The organism is Halobacterium sp. R2-5, from assembly GCF_011734195.1.
Classification (GTDB): Archaea; Halobacteriota; Halobacteria; order Halobacteriales; family Halobacteriaceae; genus Halobacterium.
Map to the genome: position 1 here is coordinate 286068 of NZ_JAANTH010000002.1, position 12697 is coordinate 298764.

Below are 12697 nucleotides of genomic sequence, written 5' to 3' on the forward strand. Positions count from 1 at the left end.
ATTGTCGGCCGATTCAGGGCGCCAGGCGCTCCAAGACCGGAATCTCCTCGCGCCGCTCGTCGCTCACCGCGTCCCACTCGATTCCCTCGGGTTTCTCTGCGGGAGCGTCGGTGTCGACGACGCGCTCGGGCGTGACGACGTAGTCCATCGGCACGTCGTGGTCGCTCGTCGGAATCTCGTCGTCGACGACCTGGCGCTCGTGGACGGTCGTCACCGTCGTCGTGTCGTCACCCACGCGGTCGAACTCGCGGAGCAGCGCGAACTCCAGGTCGCTGTACCCCTCGCCCTTGCCGACGCGCTCGCCGCGCTCCGTGACCGCGACGCTCCCCGAGACGATGAGGTCGACGGGCTCGACGTCCTCGGGTCCCACTGCGGTTCCGTGCTCGCCGATGCCGCTGACCGTCGTGGCGTCGTCGACGTCCGCGACCTCCGCGGGGTCGAGGCGGAGGAAGCACTCCTCGTCGCGCAGCCGCGGCACCGCGACGTACACCGTCTTCCCCGCGCGCAGCGCCGCCCGACGCACCGGCAACTGCGGGGCGTCCGGGTTCGCCTTCACCACGTCGGCGGCCGCCCACGCGTCCGTCTCGGCGAGCCGGTCGGCGGCGTCGCTCGCGCCCGCGAAGTTCGGGATGCGGCCGTGCGGCGGGAACGGGAAGCGCGCCTCGCCGCTGTCTTCGAGGTCGTCCCAGACGCGCTCGCGGAGCTCCTGCTTGTCCATGCGTGGGCGTGCGCGCCGACGGGACGTGAATCCACGGTCCCGCGATCCGGAAACGCGTGCTGCCGCCCGTGTGCCTTTCCCCGTGCCCGCCGTCGTTGTCGACGTGACCGACTCGCAGATGACCGCGCACGTGATCGAGGAGTACGGCTCGCCGGACGTCTTCGAGGAGACGACCGTCGAAACCCCCGAGCCCGGGCCCGAGGAGGTCCGCGTCGAGGTCGCGGCGACTAGCCTCAACCCCGTCGACTACAAGATTCGACGCGGCGACATTCCCGACTTCACGCCGCCGTTCCCCGCGACCCTGCACTGCGACGTCGCGGGGGTCGTGGACGCCGTCGGCGACGACGTCGAGGCCTTCGAGCCGGGCGACGAAGTGTACGGGATGCCGGGCGGCGCGGGCCGACAGGGCGCGCTCGCGGACTACGTCGTCGGGCACGCCGACACGTTCGCGCCCGCTCCCGACGCCATTCCGCTGGAGGACGCCGCGGCGCTCCCCGTCGTCTCGACCACCGCTCTGGAGATGCTCACCGACAAAGCCGACGTGGGTGACGGCGACGAGCTGCTCGTCTACGGCGCCAGCGGCGGCGTCGGCCACATCGGCGTCCAGCTCGCCGCGAACCTCGGTGCGACGGTCACCGCGACCGGTTCGACCGCCGAGAAGCGCGACCTCGCTAGCGACCTCGGCGCCGACGCCACCGTCGACTACACGACCACTGACGTCGCCGACTACACGGCCGAGTACGCCACCGGCGCCGGCTTCGATGTGGTGTTCGACCCCGTCGGCGACGACCACATCCAGACGGCCTTCGACGCGGTGCGGCCGTTCGGGACGGTCGTCACCACCGAGTCCAGTTCCACGCAGGACCTCTCCGCGATGCACGCCAACTCCCTCGAACTCGGCGTCGTGCTCGTCATTCTCCCCGTGCTGCTCGGCGAACGACAGGAGCGAATCGGAGAGGAACTCCGCGAAATCGCTTCGCTCGTCGACGACGGCGTGGTCGAGCCCGTCGTCTCGGAGTACTTCACGTTCGACGAGGTCGCCGAGGCCCACCGCCGCGGCGAAGCCGGCGACTTCCACGGCAAGCTCGTGCTCACCCGCGAGTAGCCCGGCGGCGCGCGACGCGCGCAACGACCCGCGACCCCGGAACCCACTCCGGGGTCGCCCCGCGGCGGGTGAACTGACGCTTAATTCGGCTTAATTCGGGTTCAGACGGCCTATCGAGCCGGAAATTCGAGTTCAGCGCTACCCCGGTTGAAGTGGGTGGCGGGCCGAGAAGCGACTGCGATGAACGCACGCAAACTGCTCACGCTGGCCGTCGCGGCGACCGTCCTCGTCGGCGGCGTCGCTGCGGTCGGCGCGGCGACCCCCGGCAACGCACCGACAGACGAAGCACCCGACGAAGCGAACGGGAGCGCACCCGACGACGCCGACGACGCCGAAGCCGACGACGACGCGGACGAGTCGGACGTGAACGAGACTGACACCGACGAGAACGAGTCCGCTGGCCCGCCTAGCGACGTCGGCCCCGCTGCGAACGCGTCGGAGCACGCCGAAAACGCGTCCGACGCGGCCGGCGAGCGCGGCCCGCCGACCGACCTCCCGGAGCAGGTCCCGGAGCACGTCTCCTCGATTCACGACGAGATCCAGTCGTTCCTCGGCGGTGAGGTCGACGACCTCGGGAACGCGCTGAGCGGCCTGCTCGGTGACGACGGCGACACCGACGACAGCGACGACGCGGTCGAGAACGAGACCGCGACGAACGAGACCACGACCGACGAGAACGCGTCCGCGAGCTCGCTCGCGCCCGTCGCGTAACGCTTCCGTAGCGTCGCTCCGTTCTTTTCCGGTGACTCCGACGCGTAGCGGCCGCGCTACCGATCGCGGCTCGCGAGCCCGACGAGGTGGCCGATTTCGGGGACGACCACCTGCTCGCTGCCGAGCCGCGCGGCGTTCTCGCTGCCCGGCAGGCAGAACACGAGCACGCCGTCGGTGACGCCCGCGGTCGCCCGCGTGGCGACCACCTTCTCCCCGATCTCCTCGTAGGAGCGCCGGCGGAACAGCTCGCCGAACCCGGGGAGCTCCTTGTTGAACAGCGGCTCGGCGGCGTCGACGGTGACGTCGTCTGGCGTGACGCCCGTGCCGCCGGTGGTGACGACGACGTCGACGTCGTCGCGGCTCGCGAGGTTGTCGATGCCGGACTGCACGCGGTCGTAGCTGTCCCGCACGAGCTCCCGCGTGACGACCTCGTGGCCGTCGGCCTCGAACGCCTCGGCGATGGCGTCGCCAGCCGGGTCGTCGTCCAGCGAGCGCGACGTCGACACTGTCAGTATCGCGAGGCCGACCCGGTCGACGTCGTGATGGTGGTGGTCGTGGTCGTCCGCGTGCTCGTGCTCGTCGCCGTGTGCTTCGTCCTTGGCTGGTTCCCCGTCGGCGTCGTCTGCGGGCTCTTCGTCGGGTTCGTCGTCCCGCCGGGTCTCTCGGGATTGGAAGTCGACCATGCTTGGACTTCTCGCGCCGCGGGGAAAAGCGTGGACCCCACAGTTTTGGTCGGCGCCCGCGAGTGCTCGGGTATGCAGGCAGTTCAGTTCGCGGGCCACGGCGGCACCGAGGTCGTCGAGTACGGCGAGGTTCCGGACCCCGAGGTCGGGCGGGACGAGGCGCTCGTGGACGTGAAGGCGGGCGCGCTCAACCACCTCGACGTGTGGACGCGCCGCGGGATGCCTCAACTCGACCTGGCGATGCCCCACGTGCCGGGCAGCGACGCGGCGGGCGTGGTCGTCGAGACGGGCGAGGACGTCACGCGCTTCGAGGAGGGCGACCGGGTCGCGGTCTCCGCGGGCGTCTCCTGCGGGGACTGCGAGTTCTGCCGGGACGGCGACTACCCGCTCTGTTCGTCGTTCCACATCATCGGCGAGCACGTCCCGGGCGTCCACAGCGAGTACGCCGCGGTCCCCGAGGACAACCTCGTCCCCGTCCCCGAGGGCGTCGGTTGGGAGACGGCCGCGGCCGCGCCGCTGGTCTTCCAGACGGCGTGGCGGATGCTGCACACGCGCGCCGACATCGAAGCCGGCGAGAAAGTGCTCGTGCTCGGCGCCAGCGGCGGCGTCGGCCACGCGGCCGTCCAGATCGCCGCTCACGCGGGCGCGGAGGTGTACGCGACCGCGAGCAGCGCGGAGAAGCTCCGGTACGCCGAGGAGATCGGCGCCGACCACGCCATCGACTACGAGACCGAGAACTTCGCCGACGAGGTTCGCGCGCACACCGGCAAGCGCGGCGTGGACGTCGTCGTCGACCACGTGGGAGAGGCGACGTGGGGGGACTCGCTGCGATCGCTCGCGAAGGGCGGCCGGCTCGTCACCTGCGGCGCGACCACGGGCGGGCGTCCGGAGACGCACGTCCAGCGGCTGTTCTGGAACCAGCTCTCCGTGCTCGGTTCCACGATGGCGACGCCGGGGGAGGTCGACGACGTGCTCTCGCTGGTCTGGGACGGCACGTTCGACGTCCGGATTCGGGAGACGCTCCCGATGAGCGAGACTGGACGCGCCCACGAACTACTGGAGAACCGGGAGGGCTTTGGGAAGGTAGTGGTAACTCCCGACAGCGAACGCCAATGGTGACCCACGACCCCCGCGAGGACTACGACGACGCCGAGGCCGGGATGAGTGAGCGCGCGCAGTGGCTGGTCGTCGCGGCGCTGGTCGTCTCCGGGCTGCTCGCGCCGCTGTACCTCTACGTCGTCGGACCGGGAACGTTCGGACTCAGCTACCGGGACACGTACCTCGCGGTGCCGATGATTCCCGCGATTCTGCTCGGCGCCATCGGCGTCTGGACGGCGGTCCGCGGCCGCTAGTCGGCGTCCGCGGCGGTCCGCTGGTGCGGCGTCACGTCCCACTGCTCTCGCGTGTACGCCATCTCCCAGAAGTCGTGTTCTAGCTGCGCGCTCCGGTGGAACGCCGCGCGCATGTCCTCGCGGGCGCCCGGGCGCTCGTCGGCGAGGTCGTCGACGAGTTCGCGCATCCACGAGACGGTCTCTCGGAAGGTGTCGCTGGTGTACTTCTCGACGAACGGCGTGTAGCGGTGCTCGCCGTCCGCGAGCTCGGCCATGTGGTCGGCGACGTCGAGGTAGCCCTGCCCACAGGGGTAGACCGCCGCGGCGACGGTCGCGAGGCCGCCCTCGCGGGCGGCCCGCACGAGGTGGTCGGTGTACGCCTGGCAGGTCGGCGCCTTCTCGGCGCCTTCGAGGTCCGCCGGGGTGAGCCCGTACTCCTCGGCGAACGACCGGTGGAGGTCCATCTCGTCGGCGAGGATGCGGTGGGCGGTCTCCGCGAGCCGCGCGGTCCGTTCTTCGCCGTCGGCGCTCGCGGCCGCCAGCGAGAACACGTCCGCGTAGTCCAGCAGGTAGCGGTAGTCCTGCTCGACCCAGTGCCGGAACGCCGCGGCGTCGAGCGTGCCGGCCGCGAGCTCGGTGACGAACGGGTGGTCGTACTGGGCTTCCCAGACCGATTCCGCCTCCGCGAGCAGCGTGTCGCTGAACGGCATACCCGAAGTGGAACGCCCACCGAGAAATAACTTAGTGGTACAACCTACTTATTACCGAGGCGGACGGCCTCGGGCTCGAAGCGCTCGCCGGTCCACGTCCACGCGTCCAGAATCGGCGGGCGCGCGGCCAGCGACGCGAGCACGTAGACGTACCCCGGCCACGACGCCCGCTCGCGGTCGGTGTCGCTCATGTGTGCGGGGCCCGCGGGGTGCGAGTGGTAGAAACCGACGACTTCGCGCCCCGTCGCCGCCGCTTCGTCGAAGACCGCCAGCGTCGCCTCCGGGTCGAGTTCGTAGGTCACGCGCGACGCTTCCGCGACGTTCGGCACGCGGCGCGCGGTCGTCGCGATCACCTCGTCTCCGTCCCGGCGACCGAGCAGCGCGCCGCAGGCCTCCCGGGGCGCGTCCGCTCGCGCGTGGTCGAGCACCGCGTCGTAGGCCGCCCGTCGGAGTTCGAGCACGGCCGTGTTTGGGAGCGCTCCCGGAAAAATCCGCCCGACGGCTCGCGCTACTCGCGGGCGCCGTCCGGCACGGGGTCGGCGTCGCCCTCGAAGTCTCGGCGCATCGCGATCTCGAACCACGGGCAGAGCCGGAGCTGGCGGTAGTACCGCGGATTCTCGTAGAGGTCCTCGTAGTCCGCCCAGAGGATGCCGCCGACTTCGTCGGGGTCCGGGTCGAGGCTCGTGTCCGAGAGCGTCGCGACGAGCACCGCGCAGACCTCCCACTCGACGCCCTCGTCGAGGTAGTGGCGCTTGTACTCGAAGCGGTCCGTGACCTCCAGGTCGTCGTACTGGTCGGGCGTGATGCCGAGCTCCTCTTCGAGGCGCTCGCGGGTGGCCTCCTTCTGGCTCTGGCCCTCGACGGGGTGGCTGGCGACGGTGCCGTCCCAGTGGGTGTCCCAGAGGCGCTTGCGGGCGGCGCGCTGGGCGAGCAGCACGCGGCCGTCCTCGTCGAACAGCAGGCACGTGAACGCGCGGTGGCGGATGCCGTCGCCCGTGTGGGCGTCGAGGCGGTTCACCGGACCTTCCTCCTCGTCGTACGCGTCGACGGCGACGACGTCCTGTTCGGCGTTCTCCGCAGCCTCGTCCGTGCGCGTGGACTCGACGGGCACGTCGGGCCCTGAATCGCTCATGGCGCCAACGACGGGGACGTGGGTAAATAGCGCTTCGACTCGGCGCGGTCAGCCCATCTTCTCGTCGAGGATGAGCCGGGTCTTCGTGGAGACGACCTCCTCCTGCTCGCGGGCCTTCGAGACGAGCTGGTTGACGCCGCCGGTGTCGGTGGCGTCGACGACGAGCACGATGTCGTCCTCGCCGGACACCTGCCAGACGAAGTCCACGGGCTCCCAGTCGACCATGCGGTCGCCGACCTCGTGGGTGTCGACGTCCATCGCCACGCCGATCTCGATCATCGCCTTCACGTTGCCCGTGGAGGTGGTGACGGTGAACCGTTCGATGACGCCGTCCTCGACGAGGCTGTCGACGCGGTTGCGGACGGTGCCCTCGCTGACGCCGATGTCGTCGGCGATCTCCGTGTACGGGGTGCGGGCGTCCCGTCGGAGCGCGTCGAGGATGCGCCGGTCGATGTCGTCCATACCCCGGATTCACCCCCTCGCACAAAAAGGATTTCGAAAATCGTAACCTCGCTACGAAAGCAAGGTTTATACTCCGGTAGTGCGTTTGAATCTCGTAATGTCGGACGCCTACCTCGCGTTAGAGACCGGCGACGTGGTCGAAGCCAACGCCCGTGCCTCCGGGCAGGCGCGAGGCGAACTCGTGTTCACCACCGCGTACACCGGATACGAGGAGAGCCTCACGGACCCGTCCTACGAGGCGCAAGTGCTCACCTTCGCGTACCCCCTCATCGGGAACTACGGCGTCCGAGAAGAACGCTTCGAGTCGGACCGCGTCCACCCCAGCGCCGTCGTCGCCCGCGAGCTCACCGACGACGTCGCCGAGTGGCTCCAGGACGAGGGCGTCCCCGCCGTCGACGGCCTCGACACCCGCGACCTCGTCCTCGACATCCGCGAGGGCGGCGCGATGAAGGTCGGCATCGCTGCCGGCCCCGACGCCACCCCCGAGGACGCCCGCGCGCAACTGGAGGACTGCCCGCACATGAGCGACCTCACGGACATCGGCAGCCGCGTCAGCGTCGACGAGCCCGAGGTCCACGGCGAGGGCGACGTCGACGTCGCGCTCGTCGACTGCGGCGCGAAGGGCTCCATCGTCTCCTCGCTGGTCGACCGCGGCGCTACCGTCCACGTCCTCCCCTACGACACCACGCCCGCGGAGCTCGCGGCCGTCGACCCGGACGTGCTGTTCATCTCGAACGGCCCCGGCGACCCCGCGAACTTCGAGGCCGCCGAACAGCTCGTCTCCGAGTTCGTCGGCGACCTCCCGGTCGCGGGCATCTGCCTCGGCCAGCAGGTCGTCGCCCGCGCGCTCGGCGGCACCACCGAGAAGATGGACTTCGGCCACCGCGGCGTCAACCAGCCCGTCCTCGACTACGACTCCGGGCGCGTCGTGATGACCACACAGAACCACGGCTACACGGTCGCCGAGCCCGGCGACCTCGAGGTCACGCAGATCAACGTCAACGACGACACCCCGGAGGGCCTCGACTCCGAGGAACTGGACGTCGTCACGCGCCAGTACCACCCCGAGGCCAACCCCGGCCCGCACGACAGCCTCGACTTCTTCGACGACGTGCTCGCGCTGGCCTCAAGCCGCACGCCGGTCACGGCCGACTAGGGAAGTTCAGTTCTTCGTCCGCGAGCCCGCGGAACTGCGTCATCGCCTGGTCGCCGAGCACGCCCTCGGCGGTCGCCAGCACCGTTCGCGCGTTCCGCCCGCGGGTCGCGCCCACGAGCGTGTCTAGCAGCCGGAACAGCCGCTCGCTGGAGACGTACATCGACAGCACGCCGAGGCTGTCGACGGCCACCCAGCCCTCGCCCGGCTCGACGTGCTGGAACGCCTTCGAGAACTGGATGCTCACGCCCGTCAGGTCGCTCGGGCTGACGCGGTCGGTCACCCACAGCGGGCCGTCGTAGTTTACCTCCGTCCCCGTCACGGGGACGACGCCGACCCGCCGCGGGTCGCCGCCGCGGGCTTCGACTGCGCGTTCGAGCTTCCTCAGGTTGCCGTCGGTCGTCACCAGCAGGAGGTTCTCGAACGCTTCCGCGGGCAGCACGTCGACGACGCGGTCGCCGCTGGGCTGCACGCAGAGCGCGACCTCGCCGGCCGCTAGCTCGACCGCCTGCGTGTCGACCTCAGCGGTCACGCTCGAACCCTCCGACGAACTCGTCGGTCTCTATTTCCGCGCCGTCGCCGCGCCCGAACGTCACGAACTCGCGGGCGAACCGCCACGTCGCCGCTACGCTCACGAGCGCGCTGGTCGCGTACACGACGTACGCCACCACCTCCACCGCGGCGCCCGCCACGTCGAGGTCGACGAGCAACTCGAGCACCGATCCCGCCATCAGGCAGGCCAGCGCGGCGACCAGCAGGAGCACGCCGTCGCGGTAGAGGACGTTCCGCGAGTACGCGACCACGGGGTACGTGAACCCCGCGCAGAGCACGACCAGCACCGCGACCTCCAGCACCCACGCGGTCATCGCGGTCACCGGCCGACCACCCGCCGTTCGGTCACGAGCGCCACGAAGCGCCAGCAGGCGACGGCGATGGCGACGATCGCGATCGCCCACAGCGCGAGCGCGACCTGGCCGCCGTCCGCGGGCGTCGCGGGATGCAAGGTCGCGCCCGTCGAGACGGTCATCGCGCCGAAGACGACCGGCAGCGGCGCGATTGCGCGCCCCCACTCGGTCCCCGCGAACCCCACGGCTGCGATGGTCGCGAACGTGCACGCCACCGCGCTCGCGGCGAACGTGAGGATGTTGAGCGCTATCGTGGCGTGCGACGCCCACGTCGGCAGTGCCATGCTCGTCCGCCAGATAACGTCGGGGTCACTAAGCAGTTGGGACGCGTCTGACGCCTCTCAGCGTACTGAAAGAACGGTGTTGAGAGAGCTAGCGCGAGCGCGGAGCCGCGGCCTCAGCCCCAGCGCTCGTCGCGAATCGGGCGCTCGCCGACCGGCATCACGTCGAGGTCGTCGCCCTCGTGGGCGAGGCCTTCGAGGGTCGCCTCCGCGCTCTCGACCGTCGAGAGGTACGGGACTTCTTCTTCGACGGCCGTCCGCAGCGACTCCTCGTCGCGGGAGACGACGAAGTCGACGTCACCTTTGCGAATCGCCGCCGGGACGTCGTCGAACGTCTCCACGTCGAAGTACTCCTCGAAGCCGTCGACGGGTAGGTCGACGACGGCAGTGCCACCGATTTCGGGGTCGTTGCCGGCGGCGCGCTGGGCCTTCCAGTACGCCAGCCCCGGGTCGGCGGCCGTGCCCATCACTTCGCCCGTGGACTTCATCTCCGGGCCGAGGCGGGGGTCCGAGCCCGGCAGGCGGTCGAACGGCAGCACGACCTCCTTGACGCTGTACTGCTCGGGGACGCCCTCGCTGACGTCGAGGTCGGCCAGCGAGTCGCCGGCCATCACCTTCGCCGCGAGCTTCGCGATGGGGACGCCGGTCGCCTTCGAGACGAACGGAACAGTCCGGGACGAGCGCGGGTTCGCCTCGAGGACGTACACCTCGCCGTCCTGCACGGCGAGCTGGACGTTCAGCAGGCCGACGGTGTCCAGCGCGGTGGCGATGTCCTCGGTGACCTCGCGCACGCGGCCGAGCGTGTCGTCGTCCAGCGAGCGCGGCGGAATCACGCACGCCGAGTCCCCGGAGTGGACGCCCGCGCTCTCGACGTGCTCCATCACGCCGCCGATGAGGACGTCCTCGCCGTCGGAGACGGCGTCGACGTCGAGCTCGACGGCGTCCGCGAGGAACTCGTCGACGAGGATGGGCTTGTCCGGGCTCACGCGGACGGCCTCCTCCATGTAGTGTTTGAGTTCGTCGTCGTCGTGGACGACGTCCATCGCGCGCCCGCCGAGCACGTAGCTCGGGCGGACCAGCACCGGGTAGCCGATGTCGTGCGCGAGGTCGAGGGCTTCCTCCTCGCTAGTCGCGGAGCCGCCGTCCGGCTGGCTGATGCCGAGTTCGTCCATCAGGACGTTGAAGCGGTCGCGGTCCTCCGCGAGGTCCATCGCGTTCACGCTCGTCCCCAGGATTTCCGCGTCGAGCCCGCGGCGCTCGATCTCGGCCTCCAGGGGGTCCGCGACGTTCACGGACGTCTGGCCGCCGAACTGCACCATCACGCCGTCCGCGTCCGTGGCCTCGACGACGTCCGCGACCTCCTCGGCCGTGATGGGGTCGAAGAACAGGCCGTCGCTGGTGTCGTAGTCGGTGGAGACGGTCTCGGGGTTGTTGTTCACGACGTGGGCCTCGATGCCCTGCTCGCGGAGCGCGCGCACCGCGTGCACCGAGCAGTAGTCGAACTCCACGCCCTGCCCGATGCGGATGGGGCCGCCGCCGACGACGACCACGGAGTCGACGTCCGTGTCCACGCGCAGTTCGCCCGCGGCCGCGTCGCCCTTCAGCGGGCCGCTGAACCACTCGGGCCGGCGCGACGAGTAGTAGTACGGCGTCTGCGCCGCGAACTCGCCCGCGCACGTGTCCACCTGCTTGTACGAGCGACCGGGCACGGACTCCTCGACGTCCGTGACGCTCGCGCCCGCGCCGTCGGGCGTCAGTTCGTCCTCGGAGTCGTCGGCGGCCGCCGGCAGCCAGGACGCGTTCGCGTCCTCGAACCCGTCGCCCGCGATCGCCGAAATCTCGTGGTTCGTGAAGCCCGCCGACGCTGCGGCCGTGAAGTCGCCCTCGCTGGCGGCCTCCGCCGCTTCGGCGACGTTCTGGAAGCGCTCTAGGTACCACTCGCGGAAGTTCGTGAAGTCGTTGACCTCCTCGACCGTGTACCCGCGGTCGAACGCCTCGAACACCGCGTACGGGCGGTCCGGCGTCGGCGTCTCCAGGTAGTCGGCTTCGAGCTCTGCGTCGCCGACCTCGCTCCAGTCGATGTCCGGGTCGTACTCCGAGGAGCGCAGCGCCTTCAGCAGGCTCTCCTCGAACGTCCGCCCGATGGCCATCGCCTCCCCCGTGGACTTCATCGCGGTGCCGAGCTCGAAGTCCACCTCGGGGAACTTGTCCTTCGGCCAGCGCGGCACCTTCGTCACCACGTAGTCGATGGCGGGCTCGAAGGCCGCCGTGGTCTCGCCCGTGATCTCGTTCTCGATCTCGTGGAGGCGCTTGCCGAGCGCGACCTTCGCGGTCACGCGGGCGATGGGGTAGCCGGTCGCCTTCGACGCCAGCGCCGACGAGCGCGACACGCGCGGGTTGACCTCGACGACGCGGTACTCGCCGCCGGGCGTGCCGTCGTCGCGCCACGCGAACTGGATGTTACAGCCGCCCTGAATGCCGAGGTCGCGGATGACTTCGAGCGCGACGTCGCGCATCTCCTGGTGGCCGTCGTCCGGGATGACCTGGCTCGGCGTGACGACCGTGGACTCCCCGGTGTGGATGCCCATCGGGTCGATGTTCTCCATGTTGCAGATGATGATACACGAGTCGTCGGCGTCGCGCATCACCTCGTACTCCAGTTCCACCCAGCCCTCGATGGACTCCGTGACGAGCACTTCGTCGTTCCGGGAGAGACGCAGGCCCTTCCGTACGCGGGCGACGAGTTCGTCCATGTCGTCGACCACGCCGGAACCGCTCCCGCCGAGCGTGTACGTCGTGCGCGCGATGACCGGCAGCCCGCCGACTTCCTCGGCGGCGGCCTCGACGCGCTCGCGCAGCGCGTCCTCGTCGAAGTCCTCGACGGACTCGCCTTCGTCCAGCGTAATCGTCGTCGACGCCGGAACTGGTTCGCCGAGGTTCTCCATGCGCTGGCGGAACAGGTCGCGGTCCTCGGTCGCGTAGATCGTGTCCAGGGGCGTCCCCATCACGTCGACGTCGTACTCGTCGAGGACGCCCTCTTCGCCGAGCTCGGCGGTGACGTTCAGGCCGGTCTGGCCGCCCAGCCCCGCGATGACGCCGTCCGGGTTCTCCTTCCGGATGACTTCGGCGATGGCGTCGGTCGTGATGGGCTCGATGTACACCGCGTCGGCCATCTCCGGGTCGGTCATGATGGTCGCGGGGTTGGAGTTGACGAGCACGACTCGCACCCCCTCCTCCTGGAGCGCGCGGCAGGCCTGCGCGCCGGAGTAGTCGAACTCGGCTGCTTGTCCGATCTGGATGGGACCGCTCCCGATGAGCAGTACCGTGCGGTCGTCGTGCTCGCTCATTGCTACTCGTGTGGAGTTCGCCCATCGTAATAAGCTCCGCGGAACTGTGCGACTCTCGGAACTGAGTTACGAACTTCGTAGAATCTCGTGCGGTCGCGCTGCGCGCCGAGCGCCCGCTCAGCGCTGCCGGCGCCCGCGACGTGGGCCTGACACGCAACT

At 70.1% G+C, this 12697-nt stretch carries 15 protein-coding genes; 5 read left to right on the forward strand and 10 right to left on the reverse strand.

The window, feature by feature from the left end:
- Positions 1-13: 13 nt before the first annotated feature.
- The gene (locus G9C83_RS10090) at positions 14-718 is read right to left on the reverse strand and encodes a 5-formyltetrahydrofolate cyclo-ligase (RefSeq protein ID WP_167246015.1); all 705 of its coding nucleotides are present in this window, start codon (positions 716-718) and stop codon (positions 14-16) included.
- Positions 719-836: 118 nt separating this feature from the next.
- Between G9C83_RS10090 and G9C83_RS10095 the strand changes: the two genes are divergently transcribed.
- Together G9C83_RS10095 and G9C83_RS10100 are read left to right on the forward strand one after the other, a co-directional pair.
- Positions 837-1823 carry a zinc-binding dehydrogenase gene (locus tag G9C83_RS10095; RefSeq protein ID WP_167247191.1) on the forward strand — a complete coding sequence of 329 codons (987 nt, stop codon included), beginning with the start codon at positions 837-839 and terminating at the stop codon, positions 1821-1823.
- Positions 1824-2003: 180 nt separating this feature from the next.
- Entirely contained in the window at positions 2004-2534 is a 531-nt protein-coding gene (locus tag G9C83_RS10100; protein WP_167246016.1) for a hypothetical protein, read from the forward strand.
- 56 nt (positions 2535-2590) lie between these two features.
- Here the strand turns inward: G9C83_RS10100 and G9C83_RS10105 are convergent, their stop codons facing one another.
- Complete coding sequence (locus tag G9C83_RS10105; RefSeq protein ID WP_167246017.1) at positions 2591-3217, reverse strand: MogA/MoaB family molybdenum cofactor biosynthesis protein; 627 nt, start codon at positions 3215-3217, stop codon at positions 2591-2593.
- Between the two features lie 72 nt (positions 3218-3289).
- On the opposite strand from G9C83_RS10105, the gene G9C83_RS10110 reads away from it, so the two are divergent.
- Both G9C83_RS10110 and G9C83_RS10115 read left to right on the forward strand, forming a co-directional pair.
- Positions 3290-4336 carry a zinc-binding dehydrogenase gene (locus tag G9C83_RS10110; RefSeq protein ID WP_167246018.1) on the forward strand — a complete coding sequence of 349 codons (1047 nt, stop codon included), beginning with the start codon at positions 3290-3292 and terminating at the stop codon, positions 4334-4336.
- The gene (locus G9C83_RS10115) at positions 4330-4569 is read left to right on the forward strand and encodes a hypothetical protein (RefSeq protein WP_167246019.1); all 240 of its coding nucleotides are present in this window, start codon (positions 4330-4332) and stop codon (positions 4567-4569) included. The genes G9C83_RS10110 and G9C83_RS10115 overlap by 7 nt, the downstream gene beginning before the upstream one ends.
- On the opposite strand, the gene tenA is transcribed toward G9C83_RS10115, so the two are convergent.
- Genes tenA through G9C83_RS10135 form a run of 4 tightly spaced genes read right to left on the reverse strand, consistent with a single transcriptional unit; the run spans position 4566 to position 6852 of the window.
- Entirely contained in the window at positions 4566-5258 is a 693-nt protein-coding gene (gene tenA, locus G9C83_RS10120; RefSeq protein WP_167246020.1) for a thiaminase II, read from the reverse strand. The genes G9C83_RS10115 and tenA overlap by 4 nt on opposite strands.
- 44 nt (positions 5259-5302) lie before the next feature.
- A complete protein-coding gene (locus tag G9C83_RS10125) occupies positions 5303-5719 on the reverse strand; it encodes a desampylase (RefSeq protein ID WP_167246021.1) in 417 nt (138 codons plus the stop codon).
- Between the two features lie 47 nt (positions 5720-5766).
- A complete protein-coding gene (gene idi, locus G9C83_RS10130; RefSeq protein WP_167246022.1) occupies positions 5767-6390 on the reverse strand; it encodes an isopentenyl-diphosphate Delta-isomerase in 624 nt (207 codons plus the stop codon).
- Positions 6391-6438: 48 nt separating this feature from the next.
- A complete protein-coding gene (locus G9C83_RS10135; RefSeq protein ID WP_167246023.1) occupies positions 6439-6852 on the reverse strand; it encodes an Lrp/AsnC family transcriptional regulator in 414 nt (137 codons plus the stop codon).
- A gap of 97 nt (positions 6853-6949) precedes the next feature.
- Here G9C83_RS10135 and carA point away from each other — a divergent pair, with 97 nt between their 5' ends.
- On the forward strand, positions 6950-8008 hold the full coding sequence (gene carA, locus G9C83_RS10140; protein ID WP_167246024.1) for a glutamine-hydrolyzing carbamoyl-phosphate synthase small subunit: 1059 nt from the start codon (positions 6950-6952) through the stop codon (positions 8006-8008).
- Here carA and G9C83_RS10145 read toward each other — a convergent pair.
- The 4 genes from G9C83_RS10145 to carB all read right to left on the reverse strand — a co-directional run bounded on the left by G9C83_RS10145 (position 7995) and on the right by carB (position 12538).
- Positions 7995-8537, reverse strand: a complete 543-nt coding sequence (locus G9C83_RS10145) for a hypothetical protein (protein WP_167246025.1) — start codon at positions 8535-8537, stop codon at positions 7995-7997. The genes carA and G9C83_RS10145 overlap by 14 nt on opposite strands.
- Positions 8527-8880, reverse strand: coding sequence for a hypothetical protein (locus G9C83_RS10150; RefSeq protein WP_167246026.1), 354 nt, complete (start codon positions 8878-8880; stop codon positions 8527-8529). Before G9C83_RS10150 ends, G9C83_RS10145 begins: the two co-directional genes overlap by 11 nt.
- Positions 8877-9194: a hypothetical protein gene (locus tag G9C83_RS10155; protein WP_167246027.1), complete on the reverse strand. Its 318-nt coding sequence runs from the start codon at positions 9192-9194 to the stop codon at positions 8877-8879. The genes G9C83_RS10150 and G9C83_RS10155 overlap by 4 nt, the downstream gene beginning before the upstream one ends.
- 113 nt (positions 9195-9307) lie before the next feature.
- Entirely contained in the window at positions 9308-12538 is a 3231-nt protein-coding gene (gene carB / locus G9C83_RS10160) for a carbamoyl-phosphate synthase large subunit (RefSeq protein ID WP_167246028.1), read from the reverse strand.
- Positions 12539-12697 lie beyond the last annotated feature (159 nt).

What these genes read in the sequence shown, in the direction of transcription:
- G9C83_RS10090 (WP_167246015.1), bottom strand. Translation starts at nt 718, where the DNA reads ATGGACAAGCAGGAGCTCCGCGAGCGCGTCTGGGACGACCTCGAAGAC.
- G9C83_RS10095 (WP_167247191.1), top strand. Translation starts at nt 837, where the DNA reads ATGACCGCGCACGTGATCGAGGAGTACGGCTCGCCGGACGTCTTCGAG.
- G9C83_RS10100 (WP_167246016.1), top strand. Translation starts at nt 2,004, where the DNA reads ATGAACGCACGCAAACTGCTCACGCTGGCCGTCGCGGCGACCGTCCTC.
- G9C83_RS10105 (WP_167246017.1), bottom strand. Translation starts at nt 3,217, where the DNA reads ATGGTCGACTTCCAATCCCGAGAGACCCGGCGGGACGACGAACCCGAC.
- G9C83_RS10110 (WP_167246018.1), top strand. Translation starts at nt 3,290, where the DNA reads ATGCAGGCAGTTCAGTTCGCGGGCCACGGCGGCACCGAGGTCGTCGAG.
- G9C83_RS10115 (WP_167246019.1), top strand. Translation starts at nt 4,330, where the DNA reads ATGGTGACCCACGACCCCCGCGAGGACTACGACGACGCCGAGGCCGGG.
- tenA (WP_167246020.1), bottom strand. Translation starts at nt 5,258, where the DNA reads ATGCCGTTCAGCGACACGCTGCTCGCGGAGGCGGAATCGGTCTGGGAA.
- idi (WP_167246022.1), bottom strand. Translation starts at nt 6,390, where the DNA reads ATGAGCGATTCAGGGCCCGACGTGCCCGTCGAGTCCACGCGCACGGAC.
- G9C83_RS10135 (WP_167246023.1), bottom strand. Translation starts at nt 6,852, where the DNA reads ATGGACGACATCGACCGGCGCATCCTCGACGCGCTCCGACGGGACGCC.
- carA (WP_167246024.1), top strand. Translation starts at nt 6,950, where the DNA reads ATGTCGGACGCCTACCTCGCGTTAGAGACCGGCGACGTGGTCGAAGCC.
- G9C83_RS10155 (WP_167246027.1), bottom strand. Translation starts at nt 9,194, where the DNA reads ATGGCACTGCCGACGTGGGCGTCGCACGCCACGATAGCGCTCAACATC.
- carB (WP_167246028.1), bottom strand. Translation starts at nt 12,538, where the DNA reads ATGAGCGAGCACGACGACCGCACGGTACTGCTCATCGGGAGCGGTCCC.